The 20,450-nt window shown below is 68.2% G+C and carries 20 protein-coding genes and 1 tRNA gene; 9 read left to right on the forward strand and 12 right to left on the reverse strand.

What is annotated here, in order from left to right; translation table 11 throughout:
• Positions 1-16 precede the first annotated feature (16 nt).
• Positions 17-93 (forward strand) — tRNA-Met (locus B9C99_RS12170).
• A gap of 129 nt (positions 94-222) precedes the next feature.
• A complete protein-coding gene (locus B9C99_RS12175) occupies positions 223-1,353 on the forward strand; it encodes an AI-2E family transporter (protein WP_088898026.1) in 1,131 nt (376 codons plus the stop codon).
• Positions 1,354-1,401: 48 nt separating this feature from the next.
• Here B9C99_RS12175 and B9C99_RS12180 read toward each other — a convergent pair whose 3' ends face one another.
• Together B9C99_RS12180 and B9C99_RS12185 are read right to left on the reverse strand one after the other, a co-directional pair.
• Complete coding sequence (locus tag B9C99_RS12180) at positions 1,402-2,049, reverse strand: CoA transferase subunit B (protein ID WP_088898027.1); 648 nt, start codon at positions 2,047-2,049, stop codon at positions 1,402-1,404.
• Entirely contained in the window at positions 2,046-2,792 is a 747-nt protein-coding gene (locus B9C99_RS12185) for a CoA transferase subunit A (RefSeq protein WP_016695872.1), read from the reverse strand. The genes B9C99_RS12180 and B9C99_RS12185 overlap by 4 nt, the downstream gene beginning before the upstream one ends.
• 154 nt (positions 2,793-2,946) lie before the next feature.
• Between B9C99_RS12185 and pcaB the strand changes: the two genes are divergently transcribed.
• From pcaB to B9C99_RS12210, 5 genes are all read left to right on the forward strand, one after another.
• Positions 2,947-4,296, forward strand: a complete 1,350-nt coding sequence (gene pcaB, locus B9C99_RS12190; protein ID WP_088898028.1) for a 3-carboxy-cis,cis-muconate cycloisomerase — start codon at positions 2,947-2,949, stop codon at positions 4,294-4,296.
• Entirely contained in the window at positions 4,293-5,465 is a 1,173-nt protein-coding gene (gene pcaD, locus B9C99_RS12195; RefSeq protein WP_088898029.1) for a 3-oxoadipate enol-lactonase, read from the forward strand. The genes pcaB and pcaD overlap by 4 nt, the downstream gene beginning before the upstream one ends.
• Entirely contained in the window at positions 5,462-6,283 is an 822-nt protein-coding gene (locus tag B9C99_RS12200) for an IclR family transcriptional regulator C-terminal domain-containing protein (protein WP_088898030.1), read from the forward strand. Before pcaD ends, B9C99_RS12200 begins: the two co-directional genes overlap by 4 nt.
• 22 nt (positions 6,284-6,305) lie before the next feature.
• Complete coding sequence (locus B9C99_RS12205; protein WP_088898031.1) at positions 6,306-7,517, forward strand: acetyl-CoA C-acetyltransferase; 1,212 nt, start codon at positions 6,306-6,308, stop codon at positions 7,515-7,517.
• A gap of 165 nt (positions 7,518-7,682) precedes the next feature.
• Complete coding sequence (locus B9C99_RS12210; RefSeq protein ID WP_172414935.1) at positions 7,683-8,117, forward strand: hypothetical protein; 435 nt, start codon at positions 7,683-7,685, stop codon at positions 8,115-8,117.
• Positions 8,118-8,150: 33 nt separating this feature from the next.
• Here the strand turns inward: B9C99_RS12210 and B9C99_RS12215 are convergent, their stop codons facing one another.
• The 9 genes from B9C99_RS12215 to B9C99_RS12250 all read right to left on the reverse strand — a co-directional run bounded on the left by B9C99_RS12215 (position 8,151) and on the right by B9C99_RS12250 (position 17,473).
• Positions 8,151-9,185, reverse strand: a complete 1,035-nt coding sequence (locus B9C99_RS12215) for an NADP-dependent oxidoreductase (RefSeq protein WP_016695878.1) — start codon at positions 9,183-9,185, stop codon at positions 8,151-8,153.
• An 87-nt stretch (positions 9,186-9,272) separates the two neighbouring features.
• Entirely contained in the window at positions 9,273-9,437 is a 165-nt protein-coding gene (locus B9C99_RS25865; protein ID WP_016695879.1) for a hypothetical protein, read from the reverse strand.
• A gap of 163 nt (positions 9,438-9,600) precedes the next feature.
• Positions 9,601-12,087, reverse strand: coding sequence for a glycoside hydrolase family 2 protein (locus B9C99_RS12220; protein WP_088898033.1), 2,487 nt, complete (start codon positions 12,085-12,087; stop codon positions 9,601-9,603).
• A 15-nt stretch (positions 12,088-12,102) separates the two neighbouring features.
• A complete protein-coding gene (locus B9C99_RS12225) occupies positions 12,103-13,062 on the reverse strand; it encodes a DUF1839 family protein (RefSeq protein WP_088898034.1) in 960 nt (319 codons plus the stop codon).
• Complete coding sequence (locus B9C99_RS12230; RefSeq protein WP_088898035.1) at positions 13,059-14,015, reverse strand: amino acid--[acyl-carrier-protein] ligase; 957 nt, start codon at positions 14,013-14,015, stop codon at positions 13,059-13,061. The genes B9C99_RS12225 and B9C99_RS12230 overlap by 4 nt, the downstream gene beginning before the upstream one ends.
• Positions 14,012-15,199, reverse strand: coding sequence for an acyl-CoA dehydrogenase family protein (locus tag B9C99_RS12235; protein WP_088898036.1), 1,188 nt, complete (start codon positions 15,197-15,199; stop codon positions 14,012-14,014). The genes B9C99_RS12230 and B9C99_RS12235 overlap by 4 nt, the downstream gene beginning before the upstream one ends.
• Positions 15,196-15,438: an acyl carrier protein gene (locus B9C99_RS12240; RefSeq protein ID WP_024102340.1), complete on the reverse strand. Its 243-nt coding sequence runs from the start codon at positions 15,436-15,438 to the stop codon at positions 15,196-15,198. The genes B9C99_RS12235 and B9C99_RS12240 overlap by 4 nt, the downstream gene beginning before the upstream one ends.
• Entirely contained in the window at positions 15,435-15,863 is a 429-nt protein-coding gene (gene acpS / locus B9C99_RS12245) for a holo-ACP synthase (RefSeq protein ID WP_088898037.1), read from the reverse strand. Before acpS ends, B9C99_RS12240 begins: the two co-directional genes overlap by 4 nt.
• A gap of 236 nt (positions 15,864-16,099) precedes the next feature.
• Positions 16,100-17,473, reverse strand: coding sequence for an NAD(P)/FAD-dependent oxidoreductase (locus B9C99_RS12250; RefSeq protein WP_059382795.1), 1,374 nt, complete (start codon positions 17,471-17,473; stop codon positions 16,100-16,102).
• Between the two features lie 153 nt (positions 17,474-17,626).
• Between B9C99_RS12250 and B9C99_RS12255 the strand changes: the two genes are divergently transcribed.
• The gene (locus tag B9C99_RS12255; RefSeq protein ID WP_088898038.1) at positions 17,627-18,523 is read left to right on the forward strand and encodes a LysR family transcriptional regulator; all 897 of its coding nucleotides are present in this window, start codon (positions 17,627-17,629) and stop codon (positions 18,521-18,523) included.
• 94 nt (positions 18,524-18,617) lie between these two features.
• Here B9C99_RS12255 and B9C99_RS12260 read toward each other — a convergent pair whose 3' ends face one another.
• Positions 18,618-19,205 carry a PadR family transcriptional regulator gene (locus B9C99_RS12260; RefSeq protein ID WP_088898039.1) on the reverse strand — a complete coding sequence of 196 codons (588 nt, stop codon included), beginning with the start codon at positions 19,203-19,205 and terminating at the stop codon, positions 18,618-18,620.
• A gap of 128 nt (positions 19,206-19,333) precedes the next feature.
• On the opposite strand from B9C99_RS12260, the gene B9C99_RS12265 reads away from it, so the two are divergent.
• The gene (locus tag B9C99_RS12265) at positions 19,334-20,449 is read left to right on the forward strand and encodes an aromatic ring-hydroxylating dioxygenase subunit alpha (protein WP_088898040.1); all 1,116 of its coding nucleotides are present in this window, start codon (positions 19,334-19,336) and stop codon (positions 20,447-20,449) included.
• Position 20,450 lies beyond the last annotated feature (1 nt).

Here is a 20,450-nt window from a genome sequence, read left to right on the forward strand (position 1 = left end):
ATGGTTGGACATGCAACGCGGGGTGGAGCAGCTCGGTAGCTCGCTGGGCTCATAACCCAGAGGTCGCAGGTTCGAATCCTGTCCCCGCTACCACCGACCGGCCCGGACTCACACGAGTCCGGGCCGGTTCTTTTGTGTCTGCCCCTCGGCCTCGGTACCGCTCCCCCGGCAGCGCTCACCGAGTACATTTCGCCACAGAGTCTCTGCAGAGCGGAGGGTGTGATGACCAAGCGCGCAACCGTCGCCGATCGTCCACGAACTCCCCGCTGGCTCCGGCCCACGATCGTCGGTGTTCTGCTGGCCGTCGCCTTCTATCAGATGTCGGGTTGGCTCTTCCACAATCTGAAGGGCTTCCTCGGCCTGTTGTTCCTGGCGTGGTTGTTCAGCATCACCATCGAACCGATCGTCGACCGCCTCGAGCGGTTCGGGATGCGTCGCGGCGCCGGGACCGGTCTCGTGCTGTTCTCCCTGATCCTGCTCACCGTCGGGTTCTTCGCGGTGTTCGGCACGCTCCTGTTCGAACAGATCGCTCAGTTGCTCACCACACTGCCGGACGCGCTCACGCGCATCACCGATTGGGCGAACCGCACCTTCGACACGAACTTCAAGACCGGGGACGAGCTGTTCAAGATCACGCCCGACACGGTTCGCGATCTCGCGCAACGGTTCACACCCGGTGTCCTCGGCGTCCTCAGCACACTGGTCGGTGCCCTGTTCCAGATCCTGACGATGCTGCTGTTCGTCTTCTACATGTCGGCCGAGGGGCCGAAGATGCGCCGGACGATCGCGAGCTGGTTCCCGGCCCGGCAGCAGCAGCTGATCGCGAACGTGTGGGAGACCTCGGTGGAGAAGGCCGGCGGTTACGTCGTCTCTCGGTTGATCCTCGCCGCCGCCGCGTCGATCTTCACCGGAATCTTCTTCCTCATCATCGGGGTTCCGTACTGGCTGCCCCTCGCGATCTGGACCGGGGTGGTCTCGCAGTTCATCCCGACCCTCGGCACCTATCTCGCGATCGGGCTCCCCGCACTCATCGCCGCGGTGCAGCAACCGCTCGACGGCGTGTGGGTGATCGCCTTCGGCACGGTCTACCAGCAGGTCGAGAACTATGTGCTCCACCCGCGCATCACGGCCCGCACGGTGTCGATCCACCCGGCGGTGGCGTTCGGTTCGGTGATCGTCGGCGCCACCTTGTTCGGCCCGGTGGGGGCGCTGGTGTCCGTGCCGGTGGTGGCGATCCTGCAGGCGCTCGCCGAGTCGTTCGGGCATCGCTACGAACTGATCCCGGAGGTGGGCGGGGAGGAACCGGAGCCCGACGCCCCGGAGCTCACGGCCGACAACGACGACTACGACTGAGAGGGCCGGGCACGAGATCTACTCGCGCCCGGCCCTGTCACTGTCCGATCAGACGATCAGCTTCGCCGCCGTCGCTGCGACGACGTCCTCGGTGGTCACACCGGGCGCCGTCTCGACGAGCTTCAATCCCTCTTCGGTGACGTCGATGACCGCGAGGTCGGTGATGATGCGCTGCACGCATCCACGACCGGTGAGCGGCAGCACGCACTCCTCGAGGATCTTCGGATCACCCTTCTTGGTGACGTGATCCATCATCACGATGACGCGCTTGGCGCCGTGGACGAGGTCCATCGCGCCACCCATGCCCTTGACCATCGCGCCGGGCACCATCCAGTTGGCGATGTCGCCCTTGGCGGAGACCTGCATCGCGCCGAGGACGGCGACGTCGATCTGGCCGCCGCGGATCATGCCGAACGACTGCGCCGAGTCGAAGTACGACGCACCGGGAATCGCGGTGATGGTCTCCTTGCCGGCGTTGATGAGCTCGGGGTCGAGTTCGTCCTCGGTCGGGTACGGGCCGACGCCGAGCACACCGTTCTCGGAGTGCAGGATGACCTCGACGCCGGGCTCGAGATAGTTCGGCACGAGGGTGGGCATGCCGATTCCGAGGTTGACGTACTGGCCGTCCTCGAGTTCCTTGGCGACGCGTGCCGCCATCTCCTCGCGGGTCAGCCCCTTCTTCGTTGCCTGTGTCATGAGCGCACCGTCCGGTTCTCGATGCCGACCTCGACGGGGCCGACGTGTACGACACGCTGCACGTGGATGCCGGGCGTGTGGATTTCGTTGGGGTCGAGTTCGCCGGGTTCGACGAGGTGCTCGACCTGCGCGATCGTGATGCGACCCGAGGCGGCGGCCGGCGGGTTGAAGTTGCGGGCGCTCGCGCGGTAGACGAGGTTGCCGTGGCGGTCGCCCTTCCAGGCGTGCACGAGTGCGTAGTCGGCGACGATGCCGCGTTCGAGCACGTAGGTCTCGCCGTCGAACTCTCGGGTCTCCTTCGGCTGCGACGCGAGGGCGATGCCGCCGTGACCGTCGTAGCGCAGCGGGAGTCCACCCTCCTCGACGGCCGTGCCGACGCCGGCCGGGGTGAAGAAGGCGGGGATGCCCGCGCCACCGGCGCGCAGGCGCTCGGCGAGCGTGCCCTGCGGGGTGAGCTCGACTTCGAGTTCGCCGGCGAGGTACTGGCGTGCGAACTCCTTGTTGGAGCCGACGTACGACGAGATGGTGCGGCGGATGCGGCCCTTCTCGAGCAGCAGGCCGAGCCCGAAGCCGTCGGTACCGCAGTTGTTGCTGACGGTCTCGAGGTCGGTGGCGCCCTGTTCGAGCAACGCGTTGATGAGGATCTCGGGGATGCCGACCAGGCCGAACCCTCCGACGGCGATCGTGACGCCGTCGGGGATGTCGGCTACGGCCTCGGCGGCGGAGGCAACGACTTTGTCCATGTGTGCCACGATACCCTCAGGTGTACGTCATGTGAACTCCCGTCCGCAATGCGAACAAATTCGCGTAGGATCGTTGCGAGCGCAGAACTGCCGCATTAGCCTGTTCGCATAGCGTCCATCCGTCCACATAGCGAACGTCTCGGATCGGAGGTCCGTGTCTCCCTCATCCCCCGACGCCGGGCATCGGGGCCCGCTGTTCGATCCCGTCTTCGGCGCGGACGAACTCGGCGTCGCCCTATCGGATCGCGCGTGGATCGGCGCCCTGCTCGACGTAGAGGTCGCACTGACCCGAGCGGCCGCCGCACTCGGCCGCGTCGAGAACACCCACGCCGACGCCGTCGCGACAGCCGCGGCTTCCCTCGCCGAGGAACTCGATCCCGCCGACCTGGGTCGACGCTCCGCGGCGGGCGGCAACGCCGTCATCCCTCTGGTCTCCCTGCTGCGCGAGCGCGCCGACGCCCCCGCGCGGGCCGTGCACGTCGGCGCGACCAGCCAGGACGTGCTCGACACCGCGCTGATGCTGCTCGCCCGCCGCGCCGGAGGAATCGCCCTGGCGAACCTGCGCTCCGCGGCCGACGGCGCAGCCCGTCTCGCCGCCACCCATCGCGAGACACCGATGGTCGCGCGCACGCTCGGTCAGCAGGCGCTGCCCACCACCTTCGGTGCACTCGCAGCCGGCTGGCTCCTGTCCCTCGACGACGCCGTCGTCGAATTCGACCGCGTCCTGTCCACCCTGCCCGCCCAGTACGGCGGGGCCGCCGGCACGCTTGCCGCCGTCCATCCCGACGGCTTCGCGTTCGCCGACACCGTCGCCGACCTGCTCGGACTCGCGCGTCCCGTCGCCCCGTGGCACACCGCACGCACCCCGATCACGACACTCGCGGGCACACTCGGTGTCGCCGCAGGTGCGGTCGCGAAGCCCGCCACCGACGTCGTACTCATGGCGAGCACCGAGTTCGGTGAGGTGAGCGAGGATGCGCCCGGCGGGTCGTCGGCCATGCCGCACAAGCGCAATCCCGTCGCGGCGATCACCGCGCGTGCCGCCGCCCGGCGCGTTCCCGGTCTCGTCTCGACGATCCTGTCGTCGACCGATCACGAGTTCCAGCGCGCTGCCGGTGCCTGGCACGCCGAATGGGAGACGCTCGCCGACATCCTGCGCCTCACCGGCGGTGCCGCGCACCAGCTCTCGACGAGCCTGAACGGCCTGCACGTCCACACCGACGCGCTCGACCGCAATCTCGCGCTCACCGGAGGGGCGATCCTCGCCGAGAAGGTCACGGCCGCACTCGCCGAACACACCGACGACGCACGCTCGATCGTCACCGATGCGGCGGTCGCCGGCAGGTCGCTCGACGAGGATCCCGCCATCACCGCACATCTCGACCCGCAGGACGTGCGCGAACTTCTCGATCCCACGCGCTATCTCGGCCATGCCACCGACATCGTCGACCGCGTTCTCGCCCGTCACGACAGCACGAACCGAACCACAGGAGATGCCCGATGACCGTCACGCTCAACTACGAACAGTACGGCGACCCCACGAAGCCGACCGTCCTGTTCCTCGGTTCGCTCGGTTCGGACCTGTCGATGTGGGGACCGCAGATCCACGCCCTGGCGACCGACTGGAACGTCGTCGCGGCCGACCATCGTGGGCACGGCGCGTCGCCCGCGCCGTCCGGTCCCTACACGATCGAGGAACTCACTGGCGACGTCGTCGCACTGCTCGATTCGCTCGAACTCGACGCCGTGCACTACGTCGGCCTGTCGCTCGGCGGTGCCGTCGGACAGTGGCTCGCGGCGCGCCACCCCGAGCGCGTGCGCACGCTGACGCTGCTGTGCACCTCGCCGGCCTTCCAGCCCGCCCAGCCCTGGTACGACCGGGCCGCATCGGTCCGCAACGACGGGCTCGCCTCTATCGCCGATTCGATCGTATCGCGCTGGTTCACTCCCGGACTGGCCGAACACGATCCGGAGCTCGTCGCCCGCCACGTCGAGATGGTGAAGGGCACCACCGACGAGGGGTACGCCGCGTGCTGCGAGGCACTGGCGACCTGGGACGGCCGTCCCGACCTGGCCCGGATCGTCGCGCCCACGCTGGTGATCGCCGGGGAGCAGGATCCGGCCACCCCGCCGTCGACGATGCAGCAGCTGGCCGACGGGATCGCCGACTCGGACTTCCACGTCCTCTCTCCCGGCGCACACCTCGTCAATGTGGAGCAGGCGGGACGGGTCACGAAGCTGATCCGCGAACACATCTCGTCGCGTGCCACGCCGTCCGCCGCGCACCGCACCGCGGCGTTCGAGGAAGGCCTGCGGGTGCGTCGTTCCGTCCTCGGCGACGCGCACGTCGACCGGTCCATCGAGTCGGCCACCGAATTCACCCGGCCCTTCCAGGATTTCATCACCCGCACCGCGTGGGGCGATATCTGGGCGCGCCCGGGTCTGGACCATCGCACCCGCCGGCTGCTGACCCTCGCGATCCTCACCGCGGTCGGCAACGAGCACGAACTCGACATGCACATCCGCGCCGCCCTGCGCGCCGGGATCGACCCCGACGATCTTGTCGAGGTCTTCCTGCACACCGCGGTCTACGCGGGTGTCCCCAACAGCAACCGGGCGTTCGCGCTCGGCAAGCAGGCACTCGCCGACACCGAGGGAGGTGCGGGATCGTGAGCACTCCCGACGTCACCGCCCCCGAGGTCGCTCGCGAAAACCCCGGAGCGTCACCCGACTACGTGCAGTCGCTGGCTCGTGGCCTGTCGGTCATCAAGGCCTTCGGCGCACACGCCCAGCGGCAGTCGCTCTCCGACGTCGCCCGCGCGACCGGTCTCACCCGCGCCACCGCGCGCCGATTCCTGCTGACACTCATCGAACTCGGTTACGTCCGCACCGACGGATCCCAGTTCTGGCTCACCCCAAGGGTGCTCGAACTCGGCTACAGCTACCTGTCGGCGCTGACGCTGCCCGAAGTCGCGCGACCGCATCTCGAGGCGCTCGCCGAGAAGGTCAAGGAATCGACCTCGGTCTCGGTGCTCGACGGCACCGACGTCGTCTACGTCGCACGAGTTCCGGTCAGCCGCATCATGACCGTCACCATCACCCTCGGTACCCGTTTCCCCGCCTACGCGACCTCCATGGGACGCGTGTTGCTCGCCGGCCTGAACGACGACGAACTCGACGCCTACCTCGCGCGCGCCGAGTTCGCGCCCATCACCGGCAACACCGTCACCACCGCCGACGAACTGCGCGCCGAGATCGCCACGGTGCGACGCAACGGGTACTGCGTCGTCGACCAGGAACTCGAAGAGGGCCTGCGCTCGCTCGCCGCACCCATCCGCGACGCATCGGGAACCGTTGTGGCGTCGGTGAATCTCTCGACCCACGCGGCCCGCTACCGGATGGAGACCGTGCACGACGAGCTCGTCCCGGCGGTGCTCGCCACCGCCGGTGCGATCTCCACGGATCTCGCCCGCACCCAGACCCACCAGTGAACAATCCCGATCGAGGTACATCATGACCGACGTAGTGATCTGCGAACCCCTGCGCACCCCGGTGGGCAGGTTCGGCGGCGTCCTGAAGGACATCGCCCCCGAGGATCTCGCGGCCACCGTCATCCGCGAACTCGTCGCACGCACCGGCATCACCGGTTCCGACATCGACGACGTCTTCCTCGGCCAGGCCTCCCCCAACGGTGAGGCCCCCGCCCTCGGCCGCGTCGCCGCCCTCAACGCCGGTCTCGGCGTGGACGTTCCGGGCCTGCAGGTCGACCGCCGCTGCGGCTCGGGTCTGCAGGCGATCGTGCAGGCCGTCATGCAGGTGCAGACCGGCGCCAGCGACCTGATCCTCGCCGGCGGCGCAGAGTCGATGAGCCAGGCCGAGTTCTACGCCACCGGAATGCGCTGGGGCGTCAAGGGTGAAGCCGTCGCCCTGTCCGATCGGCTCGCCCGTGCCCGCGTCACCGCCGGTGGCCGCGACTTCCCCGTGCCTGGCGGCATGATCGAGACCGCCGAGAACCTGCGCGCCGAGTTCTCCATCAGCCGTGAGGACCAGGACGCCCTGGCCGTGCAGTCGCACCAGCGGGCCGTCGCCGCGCAGAAGAACGGCGTGTTCGCGCAGGAGATCGTGCCCGTGAGCGTGCCGCAGCGCAAGGGTGATCCGCTCGTCGTCGACACCGACGAACACCCCCGCGCCGACACCTCGATGGAAACCCTCGCCAAGCTGCGCCCGATCCGCGGCAAGGTCGATCCCGATTCGACCGTCACCGCCGGCAACGCCAGCGGCCAGAACGACGGTGCCGCCCTCGCGATCGTCACCACCGCCGAGAAGGCGGCGAAGCTCGGTCTGCGTCCGCTCGCCCGCCTCGCCAGCTGGGCGGTGGCCGGTGTGCCGCCGCGCACCATGGGTATCGGCCCGGTGCCCGCCAGCGAGAAGGCCTTCGGCCGCCTCGGACTGACGCTCGCCGACATGGACGTCATCGAACTCAACGAGGCGTTCGCCGCCCAGGCCCTCGCTGTCACCCGCTCGTGGGGCATCGAGGCCGACGACCCGCGCCTGAATCCCAACGGCTCCGGCATCTCCCTCGGACACCCGGTCGGCGCGACCGGCGGACGCATCCTCGCCACCCTGCTGCGCGAACTCGACCGCCGTGAGGGTCGCTACGGACTCGAGACGATGTGCATCGGCGGCGGCCAGGGACTCGCCGCTGTGTTCGAGCGCATCGCCTGACGGCGAATGACGGCGTTCGAGCGCATCGCCTGACGGCGAATGACGGCGTTCGAGCGCATCGCCTGACGGCGAATGACGGCATTCGAACGCATCGCCTGATGTGACCTACGGTGCTCGCGACGCGATCCCCGTCGCGAGCACCGTACAGTCCGTACGCTCGTGATCATGAGCGATGTACAGATAACTCCACCCACCGAAGCCCCTGCTCCGCCCACGACACGAGCCCGGACCCTCGCGCGTTATCTGCTGGCCGCCTCACTCGTCTTCGCCGGGCTGAGCCATCTCTTCTGGGCCCGCAAGGACTTCCAGGCCCAGGTCCCCGATTGGGTGCCGATGGACAAGGACGGCGTGGTCATGGCATCCGGCGGTGTCGAGATCATGCTCGGCGCCGGACTCGCCGTGGCGAACCGCGACCGCGTCCGCGTCGGCCGCTTCACCGCACTGTTCTTCGCCGCCGTCTTCCCGGGCAACATCGCCCAGTATCTCGGCAAGCGCAGCGCCTTCGGTCTCGACACCGACCGTAAGCGACTGATCCGCTTGTTCTTCCAGCCCGTGCTCATCCTGTGGGCCCTGTGGTCCACCGGAACCCCCCGACGCTGACGCGGCCGGCGCCGGAGGGCGGACCGGTGTCCGTCACTCCGGCGCGACCCGCACGAGCATCTTTCCGAAGTTCTTTCCTTCGAGCATGCCGATGAACGCCTCCGGGGCGTTCTCGAGTCCGTCGACGATGTCCTCGCGGTACGCGAGCTTTCCGTCGCGGACCCATGCCGAGGCCTCACGCAGGAAGTCGCCGTACATCTCCTTCACGAACTCGCTCTGGATGAAGCCGCGGATCGTGAGGCTCTTGGTGAGGATCGAATTGAACAGTCCCGGAAGGCGGTCCTTACGGTCCAGATCCGCGCCGTTGTACTGCGCGACCAGACCGCACACCGGGATCCGCGCATAGGTGTTGAGCAACGGCCACACCGCTTCCTGCACGGGGCCGCCGACGTTCTCGAAGTACACGTCGATGCCGTCGGGAACCGCCTCGGCCAGCTTGTCGGCGAAGTTCGGGTCGCGGTGGTCGATCGCCGCGTCGAAACCGAACTCCTCGATCAGTGCGCGGCATTTCTCCGGCCCGCCGGCGATCCCGACCGCGCGGGCGCCTTTCAGCTTCGCGATCTGCCCGACGGCCGATCCCACCGGCCCGGTGGCGGCAGCGACGACGACGGTCTCGCCCTCCTTCGGCTGTCCGATCTTCAGGAGCCCGGAATAGGCTGTGAAGCCCGGCATTCCGAGCACGCCCACCGCGGTGGAGATCGGTGCGGCCTGCGGATCGAGCTTGCGGACGGTGGAACCGTCGAGGACGGCGTGCGACTGCCAGCCGGCTCCGGCCAGCACGTAGTCGCCCGGCTCGAGACCCTCGTACCGCGATTCGACGACCTGGCCCACCGTTCCGGCGACCATCACGTCCCCGAGTTCGACGTGCGCGGCATACGACTTCGCGGTGCTCATCCGACCGCGCATGTACGGGTCGAGGGACAGGTAGACGACGCGCAGGAGGATCTGGCCGTCGCCGACCTCCGGCAGCTCCACGGTCTCGAATCGGAAGTTGTCGGCGGTGGGCGCCCCCTCCGGGCGCGACGCGAGAACGATGCGGGTGCTCTGACTCGTCGTGGCTTCACTCATGCCGACAGTGTGCCGCACGCGCAGGTGTCCTAAACGCTGCGCACGGGCACCCCGGCAGGCACGATGCCGGGCCGGAGACGCTCCCGATCAGGCGCTGCGCTGTACCTGTCCGCGAGGCACCTGGTAGTTCGAGAACAGCTGCGAGTGGATGACCTCGGTGAAGGACGGTCCGTCCTGCTCCACGCGGGCAGGACGGCGAGTGGACGAAGCGGTGCGCGAGGCACCCATCTGCGACGTGGAGCGGATCGCCATGTCGATCTCCTCTCGGAAGGCGGGGAGAGGTGGCCACCGGCACCGTACAGAAGGTGCAAATCGGGTGAGCGACCCCTTGGGAGATACATATACCCCGTCGATGCCCGATATGCACCTGTCGATTTCGGCGCGCCGCACACCGGCCCGCCGGGAACGCCGGAAGCTACCCGTCGACCTCGCGGACGTCGGAGGCAGGAAGCACCCGGATGGGCGCGCTCGTGGCCGAGTTCGATGCCCCCACCCGACCGCTCAACGTCGCGGCCGGATCACAGGCCCGCACGGCGATCGTGCGAGAACCTCCGGGAAGCAGATGGAACCAGGAATCCTGCAGGTCACCGCCGGTGACGTCGAGGTGCACGTACTGCGCCACCCCCTCGGTCCGCACCTCCACGCTCCACCCACCCGGGACGGGCCGAGCGGTCGCAGCGAGGCCGATTCCGCGCTCGACGGGCCGTGCCGGACCACCCACGAGATGCACCGACTCCGCCAGCACCGCACCGGTGGGGTCCACCAGCCGGGCGGTCGCGGTGTCGAAGGTGCGCGGCCCGAATCGATACACAAAATTGACATCGGAGAAACCGCCCGTCACCGACGCCCAGGAGAACACCCGGCTCTCGTGCGGCTCGAGATGCAGCGGCACGGACACGTCCACCGGCACCGCACCCGAGGGCGTGTGGGCCTGCAACTGCAAAGTCACGTCGAGAACGTCGGCGGTGTCGTTGATGGCGTCCACCCGCAGGCCGTCGAGGCCGTCGTCGGTGAGGAGGACGGTGACGGGCGCGAACACCCGGGCCAGCACCCACCACGGCGCCTTCGGGTTCCCGTCGGCGTCGAGCACACCCCATCCGGCACCCGGCTGCAGGTCGCGGGCGGACAGGATCAGGGCACCGCGACATCCGGATCCGGATCGTCGCCAGTACTGCAGTACCTCGGTGAACGCTTCGCAGCTCGCTGCCCGTCCGAGCGCGAGATACCGCGCGGGGTCGGCCCACCGCATCTCGGCGGGGTCGACCCCGAAGATCGTGCGCACATAGTGGTCTCGTACGTCCTCGAAGTCCCACGACGCGCCGTTGTCGCGCGGCACAGCCGCCTTCCACCGCGGATGGTGACCGGCGACATTCACACTGCCGAACTCGGCCTCGATCGCCGTGTCGGAGGGCGGGATCGAGAACGCGAGGCATTCGGCGGCGAAGCGCACGCCGGCGGCACGCACGTCGCTGAGTGGACGGCGGTAACCCCCGACGCCGAAGTAGTGCGCCACACCCGAGCCCACCGCGATCGGCAGTGTGTCGCTCCCCGGGGGCGCGGAGGGTGACGACGACACCCATACCGTGCCCGGTAGCTCGCGGTCGACGATCGCAGGCAACCAGTCGTCGAGCGCCGGGATGGATGCCTCCGTCAGACCGAGCATGGCCGGTTGCTGCTCGGTTTCGCTGCCCCCGCACATCACGACGGGTGCCGGGTTCCCGCCCCATCGACGCGCCAGCGCACGGACCTCGTCCTCGAGCAGCGCGCGGAAGTGCGGATCGTCGGGCGGATCGGTGGTGGCGAGCATGACGTCCTGCCACACCATGATGCCCAGTTCCGCACACGCGGAGTAGAACTCGTCGTCCTCGTAAACCATCGTGCCGGGGATGCGGATCGTGTCCACGCCCGCCGACACGCAGCGTTCGAGGATGCGCCGCGTTCCGGCCGGGTCGTTCAGTGCGATCGGGTCGGTCGGTGTCCACACCAGTCCGCGGCAGAAGACGTCGATGTCGTTGATCCGCAAGCCGAATCCGTCGCCCGAAATCTGCTCCACCGATCGGAAACCGATGGCGCCCAATTCCATCCGATGCCCGTCCAAAAGGAGTTGGGCTGCATACAGGTTCGGGTCGCCGTAGGTATGCGGCCACCACCGTTTCACCTCGGGGAGCGTCACCTGCATGTGCACGCGTGCTGTCCCGTCGGCTCCGTATTCGGGCCGGGCGTGGGCCGTCGACCCTCCGATCTCCACAGCGACTTCGCAGACTGCAGCGCCGGCCAACACGAGGTCGACGTCGACGATCCCGTCGGATCCGCGCACACGCGTTCGTATCTCACGTTCCAGCACGAGGGGTTCACCGGAATTGACGAGACGCACGGGACGCCACGGTCCGACCGGCGCCGGAGCTCCCGCGTAGACCGGGGCACGCCCGAGCATCGTGGTGCGGAACCACCGCAATCCCTGAGCCGACACGAGCGACGAGCGCCACCGTCCGCGTGGTCGACGCTTGCGGAGAGCAGCGTCGAGCGAGGCGCACCGGATCGCGATCCGCGTCGTCGACGGCAGGTCGTCGAGGACGACGGTCAGCGGCACGAACATCGATTCCGACGTCGCGACGAGGGTGCCGTCGACCCACACCTCCGCGAGGGTCGCGAGCCCGTCGAAGGTCAGACGCCACGGTCCGTCGCCGGACACCTCGACATCGGTGACGAACCACCAGTCGTCGCTGTCGGGTGACGACGCCCGGGCCGCCGCGACTCCGTCGGCCTCCCGGATCGCGCCTGCCGCCGTCCCGGGTATGCGGACCGGCAGCCAACAACCGTCCTCCGGTAGATCACCGGGATTCTCGACCGACCCGGGAGCGACACGGAGACAACGCCATCGGGAATCGTGCAGGACATCCATGTGCGCCGAACCCCGTCACCGCACACCGGCGGCGCGGACGACGGTCGCCATGGCGTCCTCCCAGGCATCGGCCATTGCCGTCAGTTGGTCGCCGGGGTCGACGCTGCGGCCGCGTGCCGCGCGCGCCATCCGGAACTGCACGCTCTTCGCGCCCTCGGCGACCGCGCGGAAGCCGTCGGCGGCGGCAGCCGCACCGGGATATCCGCGACCGTCCATGTAGATGCTCACGTCCGCGGCGAGTTCGGCGGTGGCACCGCACTGGCGGAGCACGCCGAACGTCCACGGATGGAAGACATCCATTCCGCCGGTGCGGATCGGGTCGACGTCGGCGAGTACCCGCTTGCCGAGTTCGCGCACCGGATTCGAGCCGGCGCGCATGCGCAGGTGCCGGAGCACCACCGAGTCGAAGGCATCGCACTGCGGTGGCACCGCATCGAGACGGACCTGTTCGAGATAGGGAGGCCAGGTGGGCACGGGCACGTCGAGGCCGAACACTCCGCGGAAGTCCTCACCGGTGAGGACGTGATAGCCGCTGTTGTGGAAGTACTCGAGCGTCTCGGTGTCCCGGTCGATGAGATTGGGCACGATCGTCGTCTTCGAACGACTCTCCCGGTATCCGGTTCCCTCGGTGTCGGGCAACCAGAAGGCGTCCACCTCGATCGTCGACAGCAGGCCGGCGGCGGCGTTGTCCTCGAGGTGGTCCACCGGGCGGCGCCAGACGTTCATCTCCGCGACGTCGATCCCGTAGAGCGCGAACAGATCCTCGGGGCGGAACTTGAGGAAGGTCCACTGGGCGCCGTCGAACCGGGCCGAGAACGCGCACGCCGCCGCGGGGACCGGGTCGTGGCCGAGCGAATGCAGCACCTCGACCCACAGGTCGACGTAGCAGTTGGTCTCGGTCCAGATCCGGTCGGCAGCGTGCACGAAGTGCGGTGAGTACCCGTCGACGCGGACGTCGATGAGCCGATCGCTCACGGGAACATCCTGTCGCGTACCGCAGCGGGCCAGCGGTCGACGTCGAGTCCGTGGGTCCGCAGCAGCGCCAGGGCGATCCGCTCCATGCCGAATCCGACACACGCGCTGTGCGCGACTTCGCCGTCGGCGGTGCGGATCTCGAAGGTCTCGCCGAAGTGTTCGCGGTGGCAGTTGCACGAGACCACGGCGGTGCCGTCGTCGAGGTCGCCGTAGAGCCGGACGGTCAGCTCGGTCTTGAGGTTCTCGGTGCGCTGGTTGACGGCCAGCATGCGCCCGGCCCGCCCGAAGAAGGGGTCGTTGGCAGGCACGGCGGTCGCGTCGAGACCCAGCGAGTCGAGCACCTCGAGTCCTCGCTCCACCCAGGAATCACGATGCTGCGCAGCGTCGTTCTCGGTGCCGATGCGCACGAACTCGTGCATCCGGAAGGCCTGCATGCGAGCCGGGTCGACTGCCGGTTCGTGCCGGAAACAGTAGCCGAGGACGTCGAGCAGTTCGCCGTCCTCGCGCAGTGTGCCGGTGTACCGCGAGTAGGCGGGATGGCATGCGGCGGAGACGAGCACGGTGTCGGCGGGTTCGAGCCACGGATCCCACGCCTCGCCCCGCGACCGCGCGGCGAGCAGTTCGGCGTGCTCGGTGTTGCTGCCCGCGAAGGTGTTCACCGCTCCGGTCAGGTGCGGGAACGAGGCGATGTAGTCGGTGCGCTCGAAGCTCGTCCGCGGGAAGACCGGAGGGAAGCGCAGGCGCGTCGCGGCCCGGCCCGGACCCGCCGCAATCACTACGCGGTCGATGCCGTCGACGATGTCCTCGAAGACACCCGACCGTCCGTAGAGTCCCGGAACACCGGTCTCCACGAGCAGTTCGGCCTCGAGCAACTGCTGCCGGAAGTCGAGGCGGGCGCGCTCGAGCTCGGACAGCTCGTCGGTTGCGGTCCTGGTAGTGGCTGTACTTGTCACAGCGTCCCCCGGTAGGCGATCGACAACTGGGCCGAGTTGTTCATGATGCGGTCGTTGTTGACCATCACGGCGGCGCCGTGCGCGTCGCGCAGGTGACGGCCGAGCGAGTACTGCGAGTCCTCGCGGTATCCGGCGATCCCGCAGATGAGCATCGCGCGGTTCACCAGATCCACGACGAGCGTGGACGCGGTGACCTTGAGGTTGTTCATGGCGAGCGAGAAACCCATGCCCGACATCGATTCCTCCTGCGCCGACGCGGCGGCGTCGAACCGGGCGGCCGACGCGGCGACGAGATCGGAGAATTGCTGGTGCACGGCGGCTGCTTCGGCGAGTCGCAGCGCACCGGGCGGCGTGACGCCCGGGCTGCGGCGGGCCGCCGACCGCACGAACGAGCGGGCCTTCTCCATCGCCGCGTCGGCGATTCCGAGCCACACCGCCGACCACACACTGTGCGAGACGGGAAGCATGGTGCGCGACGAGATCTCGGCGTAGGCCGTGCCGACGACGCGATCGGCGGACGTCGTGGCGGTGAGGACGAAGCCGGGGCTGCACGTGCCGCGCAGTCCGAGGGTGTCCCAACTGCCGGTGGGCTCGAGGGTCACGTCGTCGCGTCGGCACACGACGAGCACCTGGTCGCTGGGCGGGCTGTCGGCGGTGCGACGCGCGGTCACCAGGATCGCGTCGGCGTACTCGCCGTACGAGATGACCGGTGCGTTCTTCGTCAGCGTGACGGTGTCGCCGTCGCGGGCGACGGCGCAGACACTGCTGCGCACGTCGCCGCCGGTGCCGAGTTCGGTGGTCGCCGAAGCGATCAGGTAGTCGTTCGCCACCGCTTCGGCGACGAAGGCGGCCACACCCGGGGCGGAGTGATGCACCAGCGACAGGATCTGCGTCTGGTGCATCGCGAAGATCATCGCGGTGGAGGCGCAGTACCGGCCGAGGATGCGGGCGACGGCGCACAGCTCACCGAGGGACGCGCCCTCCCCACCCTGGTCGACGGGGACGGCACAGTTCAGCAGTTTGTGGGCGCGCAGCGCGTCGACGGCCTCGTGCGGGAACCGACCCTCACGATCCACGTCGGCGGCCGCGGGACCGGCGCTGTCGCGTCCGACGAGTTCGGCACGGGCGAGCAGTGACAGCCCGGCGTTCTCCGCGACGGTGAGCGGCACGGATGTCGACGTCACGCGACGCCCAGTTCCGTCAACGCCGACCTGATGGCGCCGACGCTCGCGAAGGTGCTCTTGCGCAGCAGTTCGTCGGGGAATTCCACGTCGAAGGCGTCCTCGAGGGCGAGCATCACGTTCACACTGGCGTGCGATGTCAGGCCGAGCTCGTAGAGGTCGGCGGCGGGATCGAGCGCAGTGCTGTCGACCGACAGCTTCGCGTGCTCACCGAGGACCTTGCGGATCACCTGCTCCGTCATGGGTGTTCTCCAGTTTCTGCTTCGTCGACGCGGGTCGCCACGACCGTCGCGATGGCGTATTCGGGCTCGTGGGAGATCGAGACCTGTATGTCGGTCACCTGTTCATCTCGCGCCAGGGCGGCCGCGTTACCGGCCAGTACGACAGTGCATCCGCCCCAGTCCGCGCGGCGGATCTCGATGGCCTGCCAGGGAACCGCGTGCTCGCGCGGACGCAGGACCTTCATGACGGCTTCCTTCGCGGCGAAGCGCGCCGCGAGGCGTTGGGCGCGACCCGGTCCGGTGCATACGTCCAGCTCGTGCGGGGTGAACACGCGCTGCAGGTAGCGGTCGCCGAAGCGATCGATGCTCGACGCGATGTCGCGGACGGTGACGACATCGCAGCCGACACGTGTCGTCGCGACGCGGGGGCCGCTGCCATCGTTCATGGGTCACTCCTCGGGATGCGCTGCACACGCTAGCCGCAGGTCGGCCGATCTACACCACTCGAACAGCTCTGGCTCGCAGGACATCCCGGAAATCACCCCGACTTTCACCCGCCGGTCGCGGCAGTTCGCGCGGTGACCCGGGACTCGCTACCGCAACACGCCGCGTCGATCCCGGCTCGGCGCGCGAACGACGAAAGGCCCCGGCCGGGTGGTCGGGGCCTTTCGGGGGTCTGGAGTTATGCGGACGTCCGCACGGGTTCCTTGTCGCTCTTCGGCTCGTCCTTCGCTGCCGGCTCCTTCTTCTCCGCGGCGGGCACCGGGACGGTGTCCTGCGCGTAGTAGAAGTGCGGGCGACGGTGTCCGAGGAAGGAACCGCACCAGGACATGACCGCGATGTAGCGGTTGCGGAAGCCGACCAGGTAGACGAGATGGACGGCGAGCCACAGCACCCACGCGATGAAGCCGGTGAGCTCGATCTTCCCGACCCGCGTGATGGCGCGGAACCGGTTGATGATCGCCATGCTGCCCTTGTCCTTGTACTGGAACGGGGTGCCCATCGCGACCTTGCCGGTGATCATCTTCGCGACGTGGCGGCCACCCTGCATCGCAAACGGCGACTGTGCCGGCAGGTTGTCGAGGGTGACCATGTCGCCGATGGCGAAGATGTTGTCGCTGCGGCCGACGGTGAAGTCGGGGTCGACGAGCAGGCGTCCGCCGCGGACCGTCTCGCAGCCGGTGCGCTCGGCGAGCACGTCGGCGAAGTCGTTGGCCTGGATGCCGGCCGACCAGATGATGGTCTCCGCGGTGAGGCGGCGGGTCTCCTCGGTCGTGGGCGTGGTGAGCGTGGCACCGTGCTCGTCGATGTCGGTGACCATCGTCCCGAGGACGACGTCGACGCCGCTCTTCTCGAGCGACTCCTTGGAGTACTCGCTGAGCTTGCCGCCGAACGGGGGCAGCACCTTGTCGGCGCCCTCGACGAGCGTGACGGTGACGTCGTCGGCGCGGATGTTGCCGATGTTCTCGGCGAAGTAGCGCTGCGCGAGCTCCTTGATCTGTCCCGCGAGCTCGACGCCCGTCGGGCCGGCGCCCACGACGATGAAGCTGAGCAGATTCTTCCGACGCTCGGCATCGGTGGTGACGTGTGCTTCCTCGAAGCACCGCACGATCTGGCGTCGCAGCTTCTCGGCGTCCTCGACCGTCTTGAGCGCGTACGTCAGGTCGGCGAACTCGTCGCGCCCGAAGTACGCCTGGCGGGCGCCGGTCGCGGCGACGAGGTACTTGTAGCCGAGGCGCAGACGCTGACCGCCGGCCTCGTAGACGACCGTGTTCTCCTCGGGAAGCACGTCGACGACGCGGCCCAGGCGGACGTCGGCGTTGGGGTACTCGGCCAGGATCGCGCGCACGGAGGGGGCGATCTCACCGGGCGAGAGGACACCGGTCGCAACCTGGTAGAGCAGAGGCTGGAAAAGATGCTCGGTGGTCTCCGAGATGAGAACGAAGGGCGTGCCGGCCTTGGCGAGCTTCTTGGCGGTGGCCAATGCTCCGAAGCCGGAACCCACGATGACTACATCTGTCCGATCGACCAGGGTCACTGTGTCCGCATCGTCCATGCTGTCGTAAACCTCCACGTACTTGTCATCTCCGTTGATGTATGACTCCCAAGGTAGGTACGAAGGACCCTTGTTATCCACTAACCTGGGATATTCGAAAAACTGTTATCTGCTTTGCTCATAAATGCAGATGGCACGTTCCCGGGAGGAGCCATGGATTTCCGTCAGCTGCGCTACTTCTTCGCCGTCGGCGAGGAGGGCAGCTTCTCCCGTGCTGCCCAGCGCTGCTTCATCTCGCAGTCGGCGATCAGCCATCAGATCGCGAAGCTCGAGCACGAACTGGGCACCACCCTGTTCGACCGCACCACCCGTTCGGTCAAGCTCACCTCGGCCGGCCGACGCCTGATGCCGATCGCCGCCGAGGTACTCAGCCTCGAGGCGAAGGCCCTGGAAGTGGGCCACGAACCGCGGGAGAGCATCCGCATCACGGCGAACATGAGCTTCGCGTCGCAGAGCCTCGACGCGATCTCCAGCGTCCGCGAGCGTCACCCCAAGATCGACGTGGAGTTCGTCATCAAGGACTTCACCGACCGCGTCAACGCCGTCGCGTCCGGCGACGCCGATCTCGCACTGATCCGCGGCGACGTCGACCGCCCGGGGCTGGAGGCGATCCGTCTCGGCATCGAGGAACTCGTCATCGTCACGTCGACGGAGCACCCGTTGTCGGCGTTCTCCACCGTCGACCTCGGCGATCTCGCCCACTACCCACTGCTGCTGCCGCCACGCGGCAACCAGGTGCTGTTGCACCGCGTGGTCGAGGACGCCTTCGTCGAGGTCGGCCGCCGTGTGCGTCTCGGACCTCCGATCGCGAGCGACCACACCGCGACTCTCGAGGTGCTCACCAATCCGAGGGCGTGGACCGTGCTCTACGCCGGCACCGCGGCCGACACGCCCCGCAAGGGGCTGAAGTTCATGCGCGAGATCCACCACCGGCTGCAGGTGCCGGTGTGCGGGGTGGTGCGGAGCAACGCGACGCCCAATCCCGAACTCGAGTTCCTCATGCGGGCGCTCGCGCATTCGATCGTGCCGCCGACGGACAGCACGCCGTGATCGGACCGCCGACATCGGAGCGCGAAACGGTCATCGGTGCGCGCAATTCCGCGCTCTGCTGACCGTTTCGCGCGTCGCTGCAGTCCGGGGCGACTCAGTCGCGCGGCGACAGCTTGTCGAGCAGGTCGAGGCCCTGACGTGCCCACGCGATCTCGGCCTCGCCCCGGCCGATGAGACCGTCGTACGCGAACGCCTTGAACGCGATGATCCGCTCGTGGTCCTCGGCCGGATACTTCTGCACGCGTCGCGCGATGGTCGCGTTGCTGAGGTCGAGGATCGCATCGCGCACCGTGGTCCACTGGGCGATCTGTTCGGTGTAGTGGTCGATGTGCCGTTGCAGGCACTCGCGAGCGCTGTCGGGGTCGACCCATTCGAAGTAGGCCGCGCGCATGTGGGCGGCGTCGCGCACCGGGGCGTAGTCCAGCGGAGTGGACATCCACTCACGGAAAGCCCGAATGCCGTCTTCGGTGATCGAGTACCGGGTCTTGGTGCTGTTGGGACCCCAGCGCACCTGTTCGCCCTCGACGAGGCCTTCGCGCTCCATCCGGCGTAGTTCGGGATAGATCTGCGAGTCGGGTGCATGCCAGACGTGCCCGACCGACCCGCCGAACCGTTTCGCCGCATCGTAGCCGGTCAGAGGCTCGGCGGTGAGCAATGCGAGCAGCGCGTATCGCAGGCTCATGGACCACCACCTTTCCCGGGCGAGTATTCCACCCTTGCGAATAACTATATCGATAGATAGTGTGTGCTCCAGCTCACCAACTATCTATGTAGATAGTTATTTCACTCCCAGTGTTCGGAGGATCCGACATGACCGATCTCGGCCCCACCGGGGCGACCGCGAAGAACATGGCCTACCCGCTCGACGCCTGGTACGTCGTCGCCTGGGACCACGAGGTGGGTCGCCGCGAGATCCTCGCCCGCACCATCGCAGGCAAGCCGATGGCCCTCTATCGCACCGAGGAGGGCCGCCCCGTCGCCCTCGCGGACGCCTGCTGGCACCGCCTGGCGCCGCTGTCGATGGGCAAGCTCATCGGCAGCGAGGGCATCCAGTGCCCCTACCACGGTCTGCAGTACAACTCCGCAGGTCGCTGCACGCACATGCCCGCCCAGCAGACGATCAATCCGTCCGCGATGGTCGCGTCCTATCCCGTCGTCGAGCGCCACCGCTTCGTGTGGGTCTGGCCGGGCGACCCGACGCAGGCCGATCCCGATCTCATCCCGGACATGTTCCAGATGGACTCCCCCGAGTGGGCGGGCGACGGACGCACGATCGACGTGCAGGCCAACTACCAGCTCGTCCTCGACAACCTCATGGACCTCACCCACGAGGAATTCGTGCACTCGTCGTCCATAGGCCAGGACGAACTGAGCGAGTCCGACTTCGTCGTCACCCACGACGACCGCACCGTCACGGTCACCCGCTGGATGCACGACATCGACGCACCGCCGTTCTGGCTGAAGAACATGCGCGACAAGTTCCCCGGCTTCGAGGGCACGGTCGACCGCTGGCAGATCATCGAGTTCCAGGCACCGTCCACGATCCGCATCGACGTCGGTGTGGCCAAGGCCGGCACCGGCGCTCCCGAAGGTGACCGCAGCCAGGGTGTCAACGGTTTCGTCATGAACACCATCTCCCCCGTCGACGAGAGCACCGCCCTGTACTTCTGGGCGTTCATGCGCAACTACCGCCTGGAGAGCCAGCTCATCACCACGCAGCTGCGCGACGGCGTGCACGGCGTGTTCGGTGAGGACGAGGCGATGCTCACCGCGCAGCAGAAGGCCATCGAGGCGAACCCGGATCACGAGTTCTACAACCTCAACATCGACGCCGGCGGCATGTGGGTGCGACGCCTGATCCAGCGCATGGTCGAAGCGGAACGGAGCCTCGCCTCGGCCACCGCCGTTCCCGAGGGGGCCCACTGAC

Origin of the sequence: Rhodococcus sp. BUPNP1 (genome assembly GCF_002215235.1) — a bacterium.
GTDB lineage: Bacteria > Actinomycetota > Actinomycetes > Mycobacteriales > Mycobacteriaceae > Rhodococcus.